This window comes from Janthinobacterium sp. 1L-D-8-B-C4 (assembly GCF_057291295.1).
Genome location: NZ_JBXAVX010000004.1, coordinates 363,914 through 380,965 on the forward strand (window position 1 = coordinate 363,914; position 17,052 = coordinate 380,965).

Consider the following 17,052-nt stretch of genomic DNA (forward strand, 5'->3'; position numbering starts at 1 on the left):
GACCGCGCCGGCGTCCCGAACCTACACGTGGCTTAGTCGTACTCGCCCACGCGAACAATCTTCAATGCATTGGTGCCGCCGGCCTGGCCCATCGGCGAGCCCCAGGTGACGACGATCATGTCGCCCTTTTTGACGATGCCATTGGCGACCAGCAAATCTTCGGCCTGTTTCAGCACTTGCGCGCTGCTGCCGTTTTGCAGCAGGTGGTAGGCGCGCACGTTGCGGTACAGGGCGGCCTTGCGCTGCGTGGTCACGCTTGGCGTCAGGGCAAAAATCGGCGTGTCGATGCTGTGGCGGCTCATCCACAGCGGGGTTGAACCGGACTCGGTCATCGCCACGATGGCTTTCACGCGCAAATGGTGGGCGGTAAACAGCGCGCCATAGGCGATCGACTGATCGATGCGGGTAAACGTGACGTTCAGGAAATCCGCGTCGAGCTTGTTGTATTCGGATTGCTCCGCTTCGACGCAGATGGCGGCCATCATTTCCACCGTCTCGATCGGGTATTTGCCCGAAGCCGTCTCGGCCGAGGTCATCACGGCGTCGGTGCCGTCCAGTACCGCATTGGCCACGTCGGAAACCTCGGCGCGGGTCGGCACGGCGTTGACGATCATCGATTCCATCATCTGCGTGGCGGTAATGGCCAGCTTGTTCGAGGCGCGCGCCATCTTGATCATGCGCTTTTGCAGGGCCGGCACGGCCGCATTGCCTACTTCCACCGCCAGGTCGCCGCGCGCCACCATGATGCCGTCGGAGGCATCGAGAATTTCCTGCAGCACCGGAATCGCTTCGGCGCGCTCGATCTTGGCGATCATCATCGGCTTGTGGTGGTAGGGCTCGCCAGCGATATTGGCCAGGGTGCGCGCCATTTCCATGTCGGTCGCGTTTTTCGGGAACGAAATGGCCAGGTAGTCGGCCTGGAAGCTCATCGCCGTCTTGATGTCTTCCATGTCCTTGGCTGTCAGCGCCGGCGCAGTCAGGCCGCCGCCCTGGCGGTTGATGCCCTTGTTGTTCGACAATTCGCCACCGATCTTGACGACCGTGTGGATTTCGTTGACGACGATGCGCTCGACGATCAGCACGATCAGGCCGTCATTCAGCAGCAATACGTCGTCCTTGTTCAGGTCACGCGGCAGGGCCTTGTAGTCAAGGCCGACGCGTTCCTGGTTGCCCAGTTCGCCATTTTCGCCCCATTTCGAGTCCAGGATGAACTTGTCGCCCGCTTCGAGCTGGATGCGGTTGTTTTCAAACTTGCCAACGCGAATTTTGGGACCCTGCATGTCAGCCATGATGGCCACTTCGCGGCCGCATTCGGCCGCTGCCTGGCGCACCAGCGCCGCGCGGTCGATATGGTCCTGTGCCTTGCCATGCGAAAAATTCAAACGCACCACGTCGACACCGGCCCGTATCATCTTGACCAGGATCGCCAGGTCGGTGGAGGCAGGGCCGATGGTTGCTACGATTTTTGTACCGCGTGGCATAGGATTCCTTGTGCGAGAGCAAGAGATTTGGAGCAGTTCGACCGGGCGCTTGCGCGGCCCGGCAAGGTAAAAGCGCAGCGGTCAGGCTGCGCTTGGTGCATACATACTTTACAGTTGGCCGGCCTTAGCTGGCGCGCTGCATCAGGATCTCGACTGCGGGCAACGTTTTGCCTTCCAGGAATTCCAGGAAAGCGCCGCCGCCGGTCGAGATATAGCTGATTTTATCGGTAATGTCATATTTTGCAATCGCCGCCAGCGTGTCGCCGCCACCGGCGATCGAAAACGCTTTCGACTCGGCAATGGCCAGCGCCAGGGTCTTGGTGCCGTGGCCGAACTGGTCGAATTCAAACACGCCAACCGGGCCGTTCCAGACGATGGTGCCGGCAGCGGCGATCTGCTGCGCCAGCAGGGCTGCCGTTTTCGGGCCGATATCGAGGATCATGTCGTCGTCCGCCACATCGGCCACGTCCTTGACGGTGGCGGCGGCGGTGGGCGAAAATTCCTTGGCGCAGACGACGTCGACCGGAATCGGTACTTGTGCGCCGCGCTGGGCCATGATCTCGATGATCGCCTTGGCTTCCTCGACCAGTTCCGCTTCCACCAGCGACTTGCCAACATTCAAGCCGACTGCCTTCATGAAGGTGTTGGCGATACCGCCGCCGACGATCAGGTTATCGACCTTGTCGGACAGGGCCTTGAGAATGGTCAACTTGCTCGATACCTTTGAGCCGGCAACGATGGCCAGCAACGGCCTGGCCGGCGCGTGCAGTGCCTTGCCCAGGGCGTCCAGTTCGGCGGCCAGCAACGGGCCGGCGCAGGCGACCGGGGCAAACTTGGCGATGCCGTGGGTCGAGGCTTCGGCGCGGTGGGCGGTGCCGAACGCGTCGTTCACATAGATATCGCACAGCCTGGCCATTTTTTGCGCCAGTTCATCGCTGTTTTTCTTCTCGCCCTTGTTCACGCGCACGTTTTCCAGCAGCACCACCTGGCCGGCGGCCAACGACTCCAAGCCGGCGCCATCGATCCAGTCCTGTTTCAATACCACTTCCTGGCCCAGCAACTCGGACAAGCGGGCCGCAACCGGTGCCAGACTGTCGGCCGGCTTGAATTCGCCTTCGGTCGGACGGCCCAGGTGCGACGTCACCATAACGGCAGCGCCAGCGTCCAAAGCGGCGCGAATCGCCGGCACCGAGGCGCGGATGCGGGTGTCTTCAGTGATCTTGCCACTGTCATCTTGCGGCACGTTCAGGTCGGCGCGGATGAATACGCGCTTGCCTTGCAGGGCGTTTTGGTCGATCAAATCTTGCAGACGGATGAAGTTGAGAACAGCTGACATGGCGATCCAGATGACGAGTGGAAGGAAGTGCGCTATTTTACCGCAAGCACCAGCGCAATTCGCTGATTTGTCCCGCTTTACTGAAAAACATGCAACAAACGCAATCCGGTGAAAACCAGCATGCCAAACACAATGGTTTGCAGCATATTGCGGCGTATCAAATAAAAAATCGTCGCGGCAATCCCGGACAGCAGTTTGGGGTTGAGCAGGTCAAGCTGCAGCTGGGCGCTGTCCATCAGCAGGTCGGGCGCGATAATCGCCGCCAGCGCGCAGGCCGGCGCAAAGCGCAGCATCTCGTTCACGCGGCGTGGAATCGTGATGTGATGGCCCACCAGCCAGAAAGTGCTGCGGGTGGCAGCCGTGGCCAGCACCAGCACCACGACGGTGGCCCAGACGTCAAAGCTGTCCATGTTGATTGCATCAGCCATGTTTTTTCTTCCATTTCTGCGTCAGTTCTTCCACCGCCATGGCGGTGACCATGCCGGCCAGCACCGCCACCAGTAAACCCAGTTTGTAGGGCAGGCGAAACGCCACCACCGCCACTGCGCCCGACACCAGCACGCCGCACAGTGCCGCGCGTCCCAGCACCAGCGGCACCGTCACGCAGATGATGGCCAGGGTGCCCGCAAAGCCCAGGCCCCATTCGGCGGGAACGGCCGCGCCCAGGAAAATGCCTGCCAGCGAGCCCACCTGCCAAGCGGTCCAGTTCGGGTAAATCAGGCCTTTCAGAAACGGCACCTTGCCCGGGTCAGGCGTTTCCAGCGGATAGCGCTGCAGGAACAGGCCAACGGCGATATCGCCGGAAATATAGCCAAGCGCAAGACGCTGGCGCCACGGCAGGTGGGCAAAATGCGGTGCCAGCAGGGCCGAAAAGATCACGAAGCGCAGGTTGACCACCAGCGCGGTGGCAAAAATCACCCAGATCGGCGCGTGCGCGGCCAGCAGCGGCAGCGAGGCCAGCTGGGCCGAACCGGCAAACACCAGCAAGGTCATCACGCTGGCCTGCGTGACAGTCAGGCCGCTTTTCACCATCGCGATGCCAACCACCATGCCCCAGGCGGCAATGCCGACCAGGGTCGGCGCGCCCAGCAGCAGGCCTTCGCGAAACGACTGGCGTTGCACGGTGGTGCTCAAACGGCGCTCCGGGCAGTAAAGTGTAGTATTTGCACAACGATGGTGCAGGCCAAGGGCATCGCGCGCGGCGATGAAAAGACGGTATCAGGGTTCATGGTGGCGGCATGCACGCCCGCTTTTCGGGTGAAAACGGCGGCTTGCGCTAGCGGATCAAGCCGCCATTCTACGGATGAATTTTACTGCCTGCGCGAATCCGTTAAAATCGTGGTTTTCGCAGACGCCTTACCCACCAACTTTAGCCTCACGGAGCATGACAAGATGACAAACACCACCCAGCCAGCGGTCGAACTCGACGGTAAAGACCTGCCAGCCCACTGCCCTAACCCGGCCATGCCGCTGTGGTCGTCGCATCCGCGCGTGTTCCTGGAATTTGACAACCATGGCACGGCCAAGTGCCCGTACTGCGGCACCGCCTACAAATTGAAGCCAGGCGCCAGCGCCGGTCACCATTAATCCCCAAGCCGCCCAGACCGGAGTCGTCATGAAAAGTGTGAAGGAATTGAATGGCAGCGCCGCCGAAGTCGAAGCGGCTTTCTATGATGCCCTCAACCGCGCCGACCTCGATGCGCTGATGGCGCTGTGGGCCGACGACGAAGAAATCGTCTGCATCCACCCGGGCGGCGCGCGCCTGATCGGCCATGCCGCCATCCGCGCCTCGTGGGAAACCGTGCTGGCAGGGGGCGGCCTGCATATCCGGCCGACCCAGCTGCATGAAACGCATAACCTGATGAGTTCGGTTCATACGGTGGTCGAAGGCGGCACGGCCAGCGAAGGCACGCCTGCGCATTTGCTGGCCACCAATGTCTACGTGAAAACCCCGCGTGGCTGGCGCATCGTGCTGCACCATGTGTCGATCGCCCCCGGCGGCGCACCGTCGGACGCGGCCGGAGCGCAGATCCTGCATTAAGGCCTCATGAATTACAGCGCGCCTTTCTGGCTGCCCGGTGGCCATCTGCAAACCATCGTGCCGGCCACTTGCCTCGCCAGGCCGGCGGTGGCGTTCCGGCGTGAACGCTGGCAGGCGCCCGACGGTGATTTCGTCGATGTCGACCTGGTCGACGGCCAGCCCGGGCAGCCCTTCGTGGTGCTGTTCCACGGGCTGGAAGGCTCGTCCAACAGTCACTATGCGCGCGCCCTGATGGCGCAAGTGGCCGCGCGCGGCTGGTCGGGCGCGGTGCCGCATTTTCGCGGCTGCTCCGGCGAGGCCAATATTGCGCCACGCTTCTATCATTCGGGCGACGCCGAGGAAGTGGAGTGGGTGTTGCGCCGTTTGCGCCCGCGCGCCACGGGCAAGTTCTATGCGGCCGGCGTTTCGCTGGGCGGCAACGCCCTGCTGTGCTGGCTGGGGCAGTCGCAGCATGGTGCCGATTTCGTCGACGCCGCTGCCGCCATCTCGGCCCCGCTGGACCTGGCGCAAGGGGGCAAGGCGCTGTCTTCCGGCGCGAACCGTTTATATACGCGCATGTTTCTCAATACCTTGAAACCGAAGTGCCTGGCCAAGCTCGAGCAGTTTCCCGGCCTGTTCGAACGCGAAGCCATGCTGGCCGCGCGCGACCTGCACGCGTTTGACAATGCGGTGACGGCGCCGCTGCACGGCTACCGCGACGCCGACGATTACTGGCACCGCGCCAGCGCCAGGCATGTGCTGCAGGACATCACCGTGCCGACCCTGGTGCTGAACGCCCTGAACGACCCTTTTCTTCCCGGCCAGCATCTGCCTCGCCTGGCCTCGCCGGCCGTGACCCTGGAGTATCCGCGCCATGGCGGCCATGTCGGCTTCAGCAACAGCAGCCTGGACTGGCTGCCGCGGCGCCTGCTGCAGTTCTTCGAGCAAGGCAGCGCGGCGACACCGTTGCCGCAAAGCTGTCAGGCTGGCGCCATTACCGCTCTTGTGGAAGTTGCTGAACATGGATGAAATGGTCAAACAGGCGATGGCCAAATGGCCGAACGTGCCGCACTGCTACGGCTGGCTGGGCCTGGACGCGCGCGGCAACTGGCGCATGCGCGACGAGCGTGCCCAGCAGTTGCAGCTGCCCGGCGACAAGTTGGCCCATGCGGCCCTGATCGGCTTTATCAACCGCAATATTGATCATGACGAGCGCGGCTGCTGGTTTTTCCAGAACGGCCCGCAGCGCGTCTACCTGAACCTGGAAGCGACGCCCTTCATTGCGCGCAGCGACCCGCAGCACGGCTTTGTGCTGCAAACGGGCGCAGCGCTGGCGACGATCGAGCAGGCATTTTTATGCGACAACGGCGCGCTGATCCTGCAGCATGGCGACATCGTGGCGCAGGTCGACGACCGCGACATGGCCCAGGTGATGGGTACGTTACGGCTCGACGGGCAGCCGCTGGCTGACGAGGCGTTGCTGGCGTGGCTGGAGCAGGCCAGCGGCAATCTCACGTTGCAGCATGGCGGCCAGGCCATCCCGGTGCAAGCGCTGGCGTCTGCCGAAGTACCACGGCATTTCGGCTTTCAGCGCTTGCCGCAAGCGGCATAACTACGATTTCTGGTCTTTCAGCTGTTCGCGCCGCTTTTCCTGCAGCTCGCGTTCGCGCGCATCGATCACGGCGTGGTCATAAAAGGTGGCGTCGGTCGACTTGCGGGCGATTGTCAGCTGGTCCAGCGCGGCCATGGTCGCACCCTGCAGCACATACGATTCGGCCAGCGCGATATGCTGCAAGGTCAGCTTGCCCTGGGTTGAATAGGCCTTTGCCAGCAAGTCATACAGTTCCGGCTCTTCCTTGTACAGCTGCACCTGGTCGCGCAGGTAGAGCGTGGCTTTATCGAGCTGCTTGTCGGCGATCAGCGCTTCGGCATACTGATAGGCAATTCCGCGCGACAGCGGAAACTGCTGGCGCGCGGCATCGGCTGCTTTCACTGCCTGCGGCGCTACTTCCGGCTTTTGCGCCGGCATCAGCAGCACTTCCAGCGCCATCGCCGCCAGCAGCGAATTGGGGCCTTGCGTGCCGCCCGAGGTAAACACGTTCGGCCCGGCCGGCTGGTGCAAGGCTGCGTTGGCCGCGTCGAGTTCGGCCTGCGCTTCGACCGTCTTGCCCTGCTTGATGGCGACAAACGCCAGGCCGTAGTGGGCCGCCGTCACCTGGAAACGGCTTTGCTGTTCCAGCTGGGTTTTGAACGTTGCTTTCGCGTTCAGCAAACCCTGCATGCTTTCATCCTGCAGCACGCGGGCCCGCGCGCGCGCCAGGTGGAAGTTCAGGCTGTCGGGCCGCTGCTTGTAGGGCTGTTCGCGGATGCGCGCCTGGATGTCGGCGATGCGCTCGGTGGTCAGAGGGTGAGTCTGCAAATACGCCGGCATCAGATCGCTGTACGAGCGGCTGGCCGCCTGCATGCGGCCAAAGAAGGCCACCATGCCGGTGGTATCGAAACCGGCCTCGCCCATGATCTGGAAACCGATGCGGTCGGCCTCGCGCTCGGCGTCGCGGCCAAAATTGAGCTGGCGCTGGATCGCCAGGCCCTGGCCGGCGGCAAACACGCCCATCGCCACGTCGCCACCGGCGCGCGACGCCAGCGCCGCCAGCAGGATCGCCGCCAGCGGCAGCAGCGCATCCTGACGCTGCTGGCCCAGCATGCGCGCAATATGGCGCTGCGCCACATGGCCGATCTCGTGCGACAGCACGGAAGCGAGTTCGGCCTCGGTCTGCGCCGCCAGCAGCAGCGCCGAATGCACGCCGATAAAGCCGCCCGGCAAGGCAAACGCATTGAGTTGCGGATCGCGCACGACAAAAAAGAAATAATCGTAACTGGTTTCGCCGCGCACGCTAGGGCGCGCCGCCACCAGCGCATTGCCAAAAGTATTGATATATTCCAGCAACGGCGCGTCATCGAGGTAATCGCGGTCGCCGCGGATGCTGCGGATAATCTCCTCGCCAACCTTGCGTTCCATCGCCGGCGACAGGTCTTCGCGCGATGCGTCGCCCAGGGTCGGCAGGTTCGGCACGGGCGCCAGCGGCAGCGGCGTCCACTTGCTCTCCGGTTTCGCTGGCGTGACTGGCGCCGCAGGGGCTGCACCATACACGCCAGGCTGCGGCGCTTGCGCGAGCACCAAAGGCGTGGCCAGCAGCAGGGCCGCCAGAGCGCCGGCTTTGAGCGGAAAAATGGGGGAAATAAGTTTGGATTTCACGGCTGCTATCATAACCTGTAAGCGGCGGCATTTTCCACGCGCCTGGCGCACCCTATAATGATGGCAAGAATAACCGCCAGAAAATCGACCGCACACCATGACCACACCAGAGCAAGACGCCCCCGCCGGCGCACTGACCCACTTCGACGCCACCGGCCAGGCCCATATGGTCGACGTCGGCGGCAAGGACGACACGCGCCGCAGCGCCGTGGCGGCCGGCACCATCCGCATGCAGCCGGCCACCCTGGCCATCATTATCAAAGGCGACGCCAAGAAAGGCGACGTGCTGGGCATCGCCCGCATCGCCGCCATCATGGGCGCCAAGCGCACCAGCGATTTGATTCCGCTGTGCCACCCGCTGGCGATCACGCGCGTGACGGTCGACTTCGAGATCGACGAAACGGCCAGCAGCGTCCACTGCCGCGCCCAGGTCGACACGACAGGAAAAACTGGCGTGGAAATGGAAGCGCTGACCTCGGTGCAGATCGGCTTGCTGACCATCTACGACATGTGCAAGGCGGTCGACCGCGGCATGGTGATGACCAATGTGCGGGTGCTGGAAAAGCATGGCGGCAAGTCAGGCGACTGGACGGCGGCGGTGTAAGCGCAAGTCATTCAGCAACCATAGCGCACCCCCCAGGCATAGCACGATGACCGCCATCGACAGCGGCAAATGAAACTGTTCCAGCCCCGCCAGCGCAAAGCCGGCGTGGATGACGAAGGTGGCCAGGCCCAGGGTGGCGCAGATGCCGGCGTACAGGCGCGCGCGTGGCAGTGCCAGCAGCACTTGCCGGTAGCCGGCCAACACCACGGCGATGGCCGCCAGGTTGAATATCAGGAAGCCCTGCACCCCGCCGGGCAAGTAAAACATTTCCCACTCTCGCCAGTAGGCGGCGTCGATCTGATGCAGGATCAGGCATAACATGGTCCAGAAGTAGCTGCGCGCCATGGAGTCTTTCATGATGAACAATATTACTCGATTGTAAAACATGCGCGCCGGGCCGCCGGCGTTTTTTTGGCAGCTATGCTTTTTCAGCAAGATTCATGCATACTGCGCTCAGGATCATCATGAGGAAAGCGCGCATGACAGACACGGGTAGTGACAAGGGTAGTGACAAAGATAGCGGCAAGGAAACCGCGCCCGAAAAGTTCGACTTCGACGCCATGCATCTGCAAGTCGGTGGCCGCATCCAGTTCATCACGCATCGCACCATCAAGCCGGTACGGCATTTTTCTACCTTGATCGGCTATCTGCGCGATGAATACCTGATCGTCAAGACGCCGCAGGAAAACGGCAAGGCCATCGTGCTCGACGAGGGCGACAAGCTGACCATCCGCGTGTTTTCCGGTGTCAGCGTGTGTTCGTTTGCCTGCAGCGTGCTGCGCGTGTTTGGCCGGCCGCTGCACTATCTTCACCTGAGTTTCCCCGACACCATCTCCGGCACCAGCTTGCGCGGGGCAATGCGGGTCAAGGTGGAACTGCTGGCGCAACTGATGTGCCGCGACCAGCCCGAAGTGCCGGTGTGCATCGTCAACCTCAGCGTGTCCGGTGCGCTGATCGAGTCGCCCGGCATGCTGAAGCCCGACGACAGCGGCGTGACCCTGGTATTTACCCTGCTGGCGCCGCCATACCAGCAGCCGCTGCGCATCGCCACGCGGGCCCGCATCCAGAATGTCAGCACGGGTAAATCCACTTCCACCATCGTCGGCGGGCAGGACGATGTCTACACCTATGGCCTGCAATTCATCGACCTGGAATCGGCGCACTATACCTTGCTGCAGAACCTGATTTACGAAGCGCTTATCAGCGACCGGCAAAAGATCGTCTGACCTCGCAAGCGCTTACAGCGCGGCCACCGCCCTGGCAATATTGTTACGCAGGATGGCTTGCTTGGCCGCTTCGTTGGTAACGGTGGTGCTGTTGAACCAGGTCAGGCTGCTGCTGCCAGCTTCCATCGTCATGGTAATGGTCTGGCTACCGATGCCGGTGCCCAGGTCGGCCGCCAGGGTCAGGGTGATATTGCCATCGGCCACGCCGGCGCTGGCCACTTCGCGCGTGGGGCTAAATTTTGGAATCGGACTGGGCACCGCTTCGGTGGTGGTGCTGCACGTGGCCGCCTCGCCGCCATTTTCCTGCACGCACAAGGCGACCGCCGTCTTCAACGGCGCGGCCGCCGCCAGCACATTGCTGACCTTGGCCCGCATCGTGTAGTCGCTGTATTGCGGGATCGCCACGGCCGCCAGGATGCCGGCAATTGCCACCACGATCATCAGTTCTATCAGGGTAAATCCGGACTGCGCGCGCATGGTTTTCTCCTGTGTTTACATGTTCATCAGGGAGAAAGTGCAAGCGCCATGCCAGCGCCGCGCACGGGCGGCGTCAGGTACAGCGGCAAGAAAAGCGACGCGGCGCGTCCGTTTGCGACCGCCGCCGTCGCTGCGCGACCAGAATGGCCGTGGCCGCCAGACAATAAAAAAAGGAGCCGAAGCTCCTTTTTTTTTCACTACATCAACCTGGCTGTGATTACAGCATGGCTTTCAGCAGACGCGCCATTTCCGACGGGTTCTTGGTGACGGTAATGCCGCATGCTTCCATGATTTCCAGCTTGGCTTGTGCCGTATCGGCGCCGCCCGAGATCAGCGCGCCGGCGTGGCCCATGCGCTTGCCTGGAGGCGCGGTGACGCCAGCGATAAAGCCGACCACCGGTTTTTTCATGTTGTCCTTGATCCAATAGGCAGCATTGGCTTCGTCAGGACCGCCGATTTCGCCGATCATGATGACCGCGTCGGTATCCGGATCATCATTGAACATCTTCATGATGTCGATGTGCTTCAGGCCGTTGATCGGGTCGCCACCGATGCCGACTGCCGACGATTGGCCCAGGCCCAGTGCGGTCAATTGACCGACTGCTTCATAGGTCAGGGTACCCGAACGCGATACCACGCCGATGCGGCCCTTTTTATGGATGTGACCTGGCATGATGCCGATCTTGATTTCGTCTGGCGTGATCAGGCCTGGGCAGTTTGGGCCCAGCAGCAGCGTTTTGCTGCCCGACTTGGCCATGCGGTCTTTCAAGGCCATCATGTCACGCACAGGAATGCCTTCGGTGATGCAAATGGCCAGATCCATTTCAGCTTCGACAGCTTCCCAGATCGCGGCGGCCGCGCCAGCTGGCGGCACGTAGATCACGGAAACGTTGGCGCCGGTTTCTTTTTTCGCTTCGGTAACGCTGGCGAAAATAGGAATGCCTTCGAAGTCTTCGCCGGCTTTCTTCGGGTTCACGCCTGCCACGAAGGCAGCTTTGCCGTTCGCGTAGTCGCGGCAACCGCGGGTGTGGAACTGGCCGGTCTTGCCGGTGATCCCTTGGGTAACGACTTTGGTATCTTTATTGATCAGAATGGACATGTTGATTCCTTAATTAAGCTTGACCGGCAGCAGCGGCAACGACGCTCTTGGCTGCATCTTCCATGGTGTCGGCTGCGATGATAGGCAGACCGGAATCGGCCAGCATCTTTTTGCCCAGATCTTCGTTGGTGCCCTTCATGCGCACCACCAGTGGCACGTTCAGCGAAACAGCTTTCACCGCGGCGATGACGCCTTCGGCGATCACGTCGCAACGCATGATGCCGCCGAAAATGTTCACCAGGATGGCTTTCAGGCCCGGGTTTTTCAGCATGATCTTGAACGCTTCGGTCACTTTTTCTGCCGTGGCGCCGCCGCCGACGTCGAGGAAGTTGGCTGGCTCGCCGCCGAACAGCTTGATGGTGTCCATGGTAGCCATGGCCAGGCCGGCGCCGTTCACCAGGCAGCCGATGTTGCCGTCGAGCGAAATGTAGGCCAGGTCGAATTTCGACGCTTCGATTTCAGCTGGATCTTCTTCGTCCAGGTCGCGCAGGGCGATGATTTCAGGGTGGCGGAACAGGGCGTTCGGGTCGAAGTTGAACTTGGCGTCCAGGGCGATGACCTTGCCGCTGCCGGTGACGATCAGCGGGTTGATTTCGGCCAGCGAGCAATCGGTTTCCCAGTAGGCTTTGTACAGGCCTTGCAGGTTGACGCGGGCATCGGCGATCGAACCGGCAGGCACGCCGATTTTGGTGGCGATGTCGTCTGCCTGGGCATCGGTCAGGCCGACGCTTGGCTCGATGGTGACGTGATGGATTTTCTCAGGATGGCTCTCGGCCACTTCTTCGATGTCCATGCCGCCTTCGGACGACGCCATCAGGACGATCTTCTGGGTAACGCGGTCGGTGACCAGCGAAACGTACAGTTCCTGTTTGATGTCGGCGCCTTCTTCTACCAGCAGGCGGTTCACTTTCTGGCCTTCGGCGCTGGTCTGGTGCGTGATCAGCTGCATGCCCATGATCTGGTTGGCGTATTCCTTGACCTGTTCGATCGATTTCGCCACTTTCACGCCGCCGCCCTTGCCGCGGCCACCAGCGTGGATCTGTGCCTTGACGACCCATACCGGGCCGCCCAGGGTTTCCGCAGCCTTGACTGCCTCGTCGACGGACATGCACGGAATACCGCGTGGTACCGTCACTCCGAATTGCCGGAGGATTTCTTTGGCTTGATACTCATGGATTTTCATGCTGGCTTCCCTTCTGATACTGATTTGTAAAAATACGGTTAGTGGTGCAAAAAAAACAGGAAAGCGCCGGGATCACGCTTTGGCTACCCAGCGCGGGTAATACTGTGCAACCGCCCCGCCATCGGTGCGCAGGGCATGGCATTTGTCGAGTTGAAACGGCTTTTCATGCGGCAAATCAGCATTCGCACCGTCACGGGTCGACCAGACATCGCCGGCAAATGCCTGAATCGTCGCAGTCGGCAAGACTTGCGCCAGTTCGGTCAAATGGGTACAGCCGGCGATTCCCGCCAGGCGCTCTTTCAAGTCGCGGCGGAAATTCTTCAATAAATTCAGACCGATCAGCGCCTTGTAAGCGGGGCCGATGGTATCGCAAAAACCGGGATAGGGTACGGCCTCGGAGGCGGCTTCGGCCTCGACAATGGTCAGTGCCTGATCGACGGTAATGCGCAGATGGAGGTCATGCAGGGGAGCGCCGGCGGGACGTGGTCCGGAGGCCAGGTTTGCGTCGAACGATTTGATGTCGGTGATGCGCGCGTCGATATCCCACAGGCCGTCGTCGCGCAGATACGCTTGGACGTCGATAACGCGGGTGTGCCGTAAGGCGCGCCGGGATACGGGAGTTGACAGGGGCATGGACCGATGCCGCTTGCGCGGCGTAATTTAGTAAGCAGCCATGTGCATAAAGCACGCCGTTCGCAGCTTCTACGAACAGCAACCGCACCTGCGGCGCCGCAAAAACCCTAAAAGTGTAGCACATCGCGCGCAGGTTGCGCCGCAACATAATTTTTACTTCTATCGATAAAAGCCTTCAAATCATAAATAAAGTATGCGATTTTACCGGCAGTCATTCATGATGGAAATAATTGATATCATAAAAATCATGTTGCGCCCATGGCTCTCAACCATTACCTGCTCAGTCGGCCACGCCCATTCTTTGCAGGATGGGCAGCACGTTCATGAGGAAGCTGTCCACATGCAGGGCGATTTCCGCCAGGTTGTCTTCCTGGCTCGTCAGCAACACGCCATCACGCATCATGGTCTGTTTGAGCGGCTGGAAAGCTTCCCATACAAACATCGCCAACGCTGGCGTGCCGTGGTGGCCCTGGAGTCGCCCGAGCAGGAATAACTGTTGCAGATGCAACACACCCACGCCGCCGCCAGTGACCGGACTGGCCAGCGCGGCCATGTCGTTGCGTCCCAGCGCCTGGTGCAGCAAATGGCGGTTCAGCTTGTCGGTGTGCGGCCGCGCCAGCGCGATGGCGGCATCGTCCTGCACCAGCGACACGCAGGCCTTGTGCGCCAGTACCAGCAGCATTTGCAGCAAGGCGCCCAGATCCTGCACCTTGCCCTGCAAGCCATGTTCAAGTTCGCCGATGGTGTGCGGCTGGAAGTCTGCCATCAGGTCGAACAGCGGATCATAAGCGGCCTGATCCAGATTGCCTTCGCCCGTGACGCCGATGACCGTCATCGCGATATGCTGGCGCGGCGCCACCAGGATGACGCGCAATGCGCGCAGTGCATTGGTCTGTTCGTAGCCGTTGAGCTGGCGCCCGCCCTTGACCCAGTAATCCTGGCGGAACTGCCGGTTGACCATGAAGTCGCGCGTGTTTTCACGGAAAGTGGGGTCTGGAATCTGGCTGAGGAATGCGACCTGCTCGGGCGTCAGGTTCAGCACGTCGACATGGTCGGAAAATGCGGCCGAGCCGGCGAAATCGAGCTTGGCGGCGCTCAGTGCCGGCCTGATGCTGGAAAACGACTGGGGTTGCCAGTAATGATTGAAAAATTCGTGCGCCAGATAGTTCGGATCGAGTTCGCCGAGCTGTTTCAGGCGCAGGGCGGCGGTCGGATTGGCCGCCAGGTAGCGCGGATTGGTGTCCATCATGCGGCTGACAAACGACATGGCGCTGCCCACGCGCGCGCGGATGTCCTGGCCCGGCGCGCTCATGACACGGCTATGCTGCTCCAGCAGTTCACGGAGCGGCGCTATCGCCGCCCAGCCAGCCTGGGTGTTGTAGCTGATGTACAGCACGCCACCCGGTTTGAGCTTGCGCGCCAGGAAATCGACGATATGGCCCTGGTTTTCCGGCGAAATCCAGCTCCAGATACCGTGCAGGGCAATGAAATCGAAGTCGGGCAAGTCACTGCGTCCACAGAAATCACGGAATGACTGCTCCGACAGCACGGCGCCATTGTCCGCCACCTCGGCCAGTTCCTGCGCGAACGCGGTCTGGGCCGGGTTGAAGTCGGTGCCGTACCAGCGCACGCCAGAGGCGGCCGCATGAATATTGACGGTAATGCCCTGGCCGAAGCCCAGTTCGCAGGCGGTGCTGATCTTCGGCGGCATATAGCCATAACTGAGCAGCATCAACTGCACCCGCAGGGGATTCAATTCCGTGTAATAACCGTAGGTGTACGAGGTTTCGGAAGTATAGCCAGCATGCCAGTCGTTCATCAGTATCCCATCTCACCAGTCATGGCCTGCGCACCATGCGCCGCAGCCTGTGGGCAGGATAACTGATCCGGACAAGCCTGTTGATATTTTTTAATCACTATCTTCGTCGGCCAGGCCCTTGATCGCCACCTGGATCGCGCGCTGCGAGAAGCCGCGCTGCATCAGGAAACGCATCTGCTTGCTGCGCTGCTCGGCATCTTGCGCTACCTCGCCAAACTTGCGGCGCCACACTTCGCAGGCGCGTTCGGTCTCGCCCTCGGCCAGGCCCGCCTTCAGTTCCTGCAGCGCCTCGCCCTGTATGCCATGGCTTTGCAGCTCGGCCATGATGCGGCTGTTGCCGAAGCGGGCCGAGCGGCGGTGCACCAGCGACTCGGAAAAACGCTCCTGCGACAGCCAGTTGGCCTGCTCAAGGCTGTCGAGCAAGGCTTCCACGTCGTCGCCTTCCTCGGCATGGCGCTGCAGCTTGCGGCGCAATTCCATGCGGCTGTGTTCGCGCATCGACAGAAAGCGTAGCGCCCTGCCCTTCAGGCTCAATTGCACTCTGGCCATACACCACCTTGTCTTTCATTTCACGATCAAACCACACAAACACAAACGCCGCCCGGCGCAACAGCGCGGGACGGCGATCAGGGTCACACCTTGCGGCTAGCCGCGTCAGCTACTTTATTCAGCAGCCTTGGCTTCCGCTGCCTTGGCGGCCTTGTCCGCAGCCTTGTCGGCTTTTTCAGGCTTTTCACCCGCCAGCGGTGGCAACTCACGCACGCCCAGCGAAGCGCGAACCTTGTTTTCGATTTCACGCGCCAGCGCCGGACGCTCTTGCAGGAAGGCGCGGGCGTTGTCCTTGCCCTGGCCGATGCGCTCGCCATTGTAGCTGTACCAGGAACCGGATTTTTCAACGATCTTCGCATCCGAACCGAGGTCCAGGATCTCGCCTTCGCGCGAAGTGCCTGCGCCGTACAGGATGTCGAAGTGCGCTTCCTTGAACGGTGGCGCGATCTTGTTCTTGACGACCTTGACCTTGGTTTCGTTGCCGATCACTTCGTCGCCCGACTTGATCGAGCCGGTGCGGCGGATATCCAGGCGCACGGAAGCGTAGAATTTCAGCGCATTGCCGCCGGTGGTGGTTTCCGGGCTGCCGAACATCACGCCGATCTTCATGCGGATCTGGTTGATGAAGATGACCAGGGTATTGGTGCGGTTGATCGAGCCGGTCAGCTTGCGCAGTGCCTGCGACATCAAACGTGCCTGCAGACCTGGCAAGGAATCACCCATGTCGCCTTCGATCTCGGCGCGTGGCGTCAGCGCCGCTACCGAGTCGATCACCACCAGGTCGACGCTGCCCGAACGCACGAGGGCGTCGCAAATTTCCAGCGCCTGTTCGCCCGTGTCCGGTTGCGAGATCAGCAGTTCGTGCAGGTTCACGCCCAGCTTTTGCGCGTAGCCGACGTCGAGCGCGTGCTCGGCGTCGATAAAGGCGCAGGTACCGCCCAGTTTTTGCATTTCGGCGATGGTTTGCAGGGTCAGCGTGGTTTTACCCGACGATTCAGGACCGTAGATTTCCACCACGCGGCCGCGCGGCAAGCCGCCCACGCCCAGCGCGATATCGAGGCCGAGCGAACCGGTCGACACGACTTGCACTTCTTCGATCGGTGCGCTGGCATCCATGCGCATGACCGAACCTTTGCCAAACTGCTTCTCGATCTGTGCCAGCGCGGCGGCCAGCGCCTTGGCTTTTTCAGCAGCGGGTATTACAGCTCTTTTATCGTCCATTATGTTCTTTCAGCCCGAACTGGCGCATAGGTGTAAAGGGTTGCAGCACAAAATACATGACAGACACTACTGTATAAAAAAACAGTGCTTAATGCAAGCGGAACGTGCATTTGAATTGAAACAGATCATTACAAGGCCGGTTTTTCAT

Annotated in this window: 19 protein-coding genes; 6 read left to right on the forward strand and 13 right to left on the reverse strand. The window is 61.2% G+C overall.

From position 1 onward, the window contains the following. Positions 1-32: 32 nt before the first annotated feature. From pyk to AC0Z42_RS10415, 4 genes are all read right to left on the reverse strand, one after another. Positions 33-1,481 (reverse strand): pyruvate kinase, encoded by a 1,449-nt coding sequence (pyk, locus tag AC0Z42_RS10400; RefSeq protein WP_485468140.1) that lies wholly within the window; start codon positions 1,479-1,481, stop codon positions 33-35. A 124-nt stretch (positions 1,482-1,605) separates the two neighbouring features. Further along, on the reverse strand, positions 1,606-2,817 hold the full coding sequence (locus AC0Z42_RS10405) for a phosphoglycerate kinase (RefSeq protein ID WP_485468141.1): 1,212 nt from the start codon (positions 2,815-2,817) through the stop codon (positions 1,606-1,608). A 77-nt stretch (positions 2,818-2,894) separates the two neighbouring features. Further along, on the reverse strand, positions 2,895-3,245 hold the full coding sequence (locus AC0Z42_RS10410) for an AzlD domain-containing protein (RefSeq protein WP_485468142.1): 351 nt from the start codon (positions 3,243-3,245) through the stop codon (positions 2,895-2,897). Beyond that, positions 3,238-3,951, reverse strand: coding sequence for an AzlC family ABC transporter permease (locus AC0Z42_RS10415; RefSeq protein ID WP_485468143.1), 714 nt, complete (start codon positions 3,949-3,951; stop codon positions 3,238-3,240). The genes AC0Z42_RS10410 and AC0Z42_RS10415 overlap by 8 nt, the downstream gene beginning before the upstream one ends. A gap of 258 nt (positions 3,952-4,209) precedes the next feature. Here AC0Z42_RS10415 and AC0Z42_RS10420 point away from each other — a divergent pair, with 258 nt between their 5' ends. From AC0Z42_RS10420 to AC0Z42_RS10435, 4 genes are read left to right on the forward strand one after another with little or no spacing between them, the layout of a single operon-like run. Beyond that, positions 4,210-4,404: a zinc-finger domain-containing protein gene (locus AC0Z42_RS10420; protein ID WP_065306941.1), complete on the forward strand. Its 195-nt coding sequence runs from the start codon at positions 4,210-4,212 to the stop codon at positions 4,402-4,404. 28 nt (positions 4,405-4,432) lie between these two features. Continuing rightward, positions 4,433-4,858, forward strand: a complete 426-nt coding sequence (locus tag AC0Z42_RS10425; protein WP_485468144.1) for a YybH family protein — start codon at positions 4,433-4,435, stop codon at positions 4,856-4,858. Positions 4,859-4,864: 6 nt separating this feature from the next. Then, a complete protein-coding gene (locus AC0Z42_RS10430) occupies positions 4,865-5,866 on the forward strand; it encodes a YheT family hydrolase (protein WP_485468145.1) in 1,002 nt (333 codons plus the stop codon). Continuing rightward, complete coding sequence (locus AC0Z42_RS10435) at positions 5,859-6,449, forward strand: DUF2946 family protein (protein WP_485468146.1); 591 nt, start codon at positions 5,859-5,861, stop codon at positions 6,447-6,449. The genes AC0Z42_RS10430 and AC0Z42_RS10435 overlap by 8 nt, the downstream gene beginning before the upstream one ends. On the opposite strand, the gene AC0Z42_RS10440 is transcribed toward AC0Z42_RS10435, so the two are convergent. Continuing rightward, the gene (locus AC0Z42_RS10440; protein WP_485468147.1) at positions 6,450-8,105 is read right to left on the reverse strand and encodes a beta-barrel assembly-enhancing protease; all 1,656 of its coding nucleotides are present in this window, start codon (positions 8,103-8,105) and stop codon (positions 6,450-6,452) included. Positions 8,106-8,190: 85 nt separating this feature from the next. Here AC0Z42_RS10440 and moaC point away from each other — a divergent pair, with 85 nt between their 5' ends. After that, positions 8,191-8,697 (forward strand): cyclic pyranopterin monophosphate synthase MoaC, encoded by a 507-nt coding sequence (gene moaC, locus AC0Z42_RS10445; RefSeq protein WP_485468148.1) that lies wholly within the window; start codon positions 8,191-8,193, stop codon positions 8,695-8,697. Here the strand turns inward: moaC and AC0Z42_RS10450 are convergent. Then, a complete protein-coding gene (locus AC0Z42_RS10450) occupies positions 8,671-9,054 on the reverse strand; it encodes a DUF6713 family protein (protein ID WP_485468149.1) in 384 nt (127 codons plus the stop codon). The genes moaC and AC0Z42_RS10450 overlap by 27 nt on opposite strands. A 122-nt stretch (positions 9,055-9,176) precedes the next feature. Between AC0Z42_RS10450 and AC0Z42_RS10455 the strand changes: the two genes are divergently transcribed. Beyond that, positions 9,177-9,923 carry a flagellar brake protein gene (locus AC0Z42_RS10455; protein WP_485468150.1) on the forward strand — a complete coding sequence of 249 codons (747 nt, stop codon included), beginning with the start codon at positions 9,177-9,179 and terminating at the stop codon, positions 9,921-9,923. 12 nt (positions 9,924-9,935) lie between these two features. Here the strand turns inward: AC0Z42_RS10455 and AC0Z42_RS10460 are convergent, their stop codons facing one another. From AC0Z42_RS10460 to recA, 7 genes are all read right to left on the reverse strand, one after another. Further along, positions 9,936-10,400: a pilin gene (locus AC0Z42_RS10460; protein WP_485468151.1), complete on the reverse strand. Its 465-nt coding sequence runs from the start codon at positions 10,398-10,400 to the stop codon at positions 9,936-9,938. Positions 10,401-10,617: 217 nt separating this feature from the next. Further along, complete coding sequence (gene sucD, locus AC0Z42_RS10465; RefSeq protein WP_065306949.1) at positions 10,618-11,499, reverse strand: succinate--CoA ligase subunit alpha; 882 nt, start codon at positions 11,497-11,499, stop codon at positions 10,618-10,620. A gap of 13 nt (positions 11,500-11,512) precedes the next feature. Further along, positions 11,513-12,682, reverse strand: coding sequence for an ADP-forming succinate--CoA ligase subunit beta (gene sucC, locus AC0Z42_RS10470; protein WP_485468152.1), 1,170 nt, complete (start codon positions 12,680-12,682; stop codon positions 11,513-11,515). Positions 12,683-12,754: 72 nt separating this feature from the next. Then, entirely contained in the window at positions 12,755-13,315 is a 561-nt protein-coding gene (locus AC0Z42_RS10475; RefSeq protein WP_485468153.1) for a DUF2889 domain-containing protein, read from the reverse strand. Between the two features lie 280 nt (positions 13,316-13,595). Next, positions 13,596-15,134: a methyltransferase regulatory domain-containing protein gene (locus tag AC0Z42_RS10480; protein WP_485468154.1), complete on the reverse strand. Its 1,539-nt coding sequence runs from the start codon at positions 15,132-15,134 to the stop codon at positions 13,596-13,598. Between the two features lie 90 nt (positions 15,135-15,224). Further along, a complete protein-coding gene (gene recX, locus AC0Z42_RS10485) occupies positions 15,225-15,683 on the reverse strand; it encodes a recombination regulator RecX (RefSeq protein WP_485468155.1) in 459 nt (152 codons plus the stop codon). Positions 15,684-15,797: 114 nt separating this feature from the next. Continuing rightward, the gene (gene recA / locus AC0Z42_RS10490) at positions 15,798-16,904 is read right to left on the reverse strand and encodes a recombinase RecA (protein ID WP_485468156.1); all 1,107 of its coding nucleotides are present in this window, start codon (positions 16,902-16,904) and stop codon (positions 15,798-15,800) included. Between the last annotated feature and the right edge of the window lie 148 nt (positions 16,905-17,052).

What these genes read in the sequence shown, in the direction of transcription:
- pyk (WP_485468140.1), bottom strand. Translation starts at nt 1,481, where the DNA reads ATGCCACGCGGTACAAAAATCGTAGCAACCATCGGCCCTGCCTCCACC.
- AC0Z42_RS10405 (WP_485468141.1), bottom strand. Translation starts at nt 2,817, where the DNA reads ATGTCAGCTGTTCTCAACTTCATCCGTCTGCAAGATTTGATCGACCAA.
- AC0Z42_RS10410 (WP_485468142.1), bottom strand. Translation starts at nt 3,245, where the DNA reads ATGGCTGATGCAATCAACATGGACAGCTTTGACGTCTGGGCCACCGTC.
- AC0Z42_RS10420 (WP_065306941.1), top strand. Translation starts at nt 4,210, where the DNA reads ATGACAAACACCACCCAGCCAGCGGTCGAACTCGACGGTAAAGACCTG.
- AC0Z42_RS10425 (WP_485468144.1), top strand. Translation starts at nt 4,433, where the DNA reads ATGAAAAGTGTGAAGGAATTGAATGGCAGCGCCGCCGAAGTCGAAGCG.
- AC0Z42_RS10430 (WP_485468145.1), top strand. Translation starts at nt 4,865, where the DNA reads ATGAATTACAGCGCGCCTTTCTGGCTGCCCGGTGGCCATCTGCAAACC.
- AC0Z42_RS10435 (WP_485468146.1), top strand. Translation starts at nt 5,859, where the DNA reads ATGGATGAAATGGTCAAACAGGCGATGGCCAAATGGCCGAACGTGCCG.
- AC0Z42_RS10440 (WP_485468147.1), bottom strand. Translation starts at nt 8,105, where the DNA reads ATGATAGCAGCCGTGAAATCCAAACTTATTTCCCCCATTTTTCCGCTC.
- moaC (WP_485468148.1), top strand. Translation starts at nt 8,191, where the DNA reads ATGACCACACCAGAGCAAGACGCCCCCGCCGGCGCACTGACCCACTTC.
- AC0Z42_RS10450 (WP_485468149.1), bottom strand. Translation starts at nt 9,054, where the DNA reads ATGAAAGACTCCATGGCGCGCAGCTACTTCTGGACCATGTTATGCCTG.
- AC0Z42_RS10455 (WP_485468150.1), top strand. Translation starts at nt 9,177, where the DNA reads ATGACAGACACGGGTAGTGACAAGGGTAGTGACAAAGATAGCGGCAAG.
- AC0Z42_RS10460 (WP_485468151.1), bottom strand. Translation starts at nt 10,400, where the DNA reads ATGCGCGCGCAGTCCGGATTTACCCTGATAGAACTGATGATCGTGGTG.
- sucD (WP_065306949.1), bottom strand. Translation starts at nt 11,499, where the DNA reads ATGTCCATTCTGATCAATAAAGATACCAAAGTCGTTACCCAAGGGATC.
- sucC (WP_485468152.1), bottom strand. Translation starts at nt 12,682, where the DNA reads ATGAAAATCCATGAGTATCAAGCCAAAGAAATCCTCCGGCAATTCGGA.
- AC0Z42_RS10475 (WP_485468153.1), bottom strand. Translation starts at nt 13,315, where the DNA reads ATGCCCCTGTCAACTCCCGTATCCCGGCGCGCCTTACGGCACACCCGC.
- AC0Z42_RS10480 (WP_485468154.1), bottom strand. Translation starts at nt 15,134, where the DNA reads ATGAACGACTGGCATGCTGGCTATACTTCCGAAACCTCGTACACCTAC.
- recX (WP_485468155.1), bottom strand. Translation starts at nt 15,683, where the DNA reads ATGGCCAGAGTGCAATTGAGCCTGAAGGGCAGGGCGCTACGCTTTCTG.
- recA (WP_485468156.1), bottom strand. Translation starts at nt 16,904, where the DNA reads ATGGACGATAAAAGAGCTGTAATACCCGCTGCTGAAAAAGCCAAGGCG.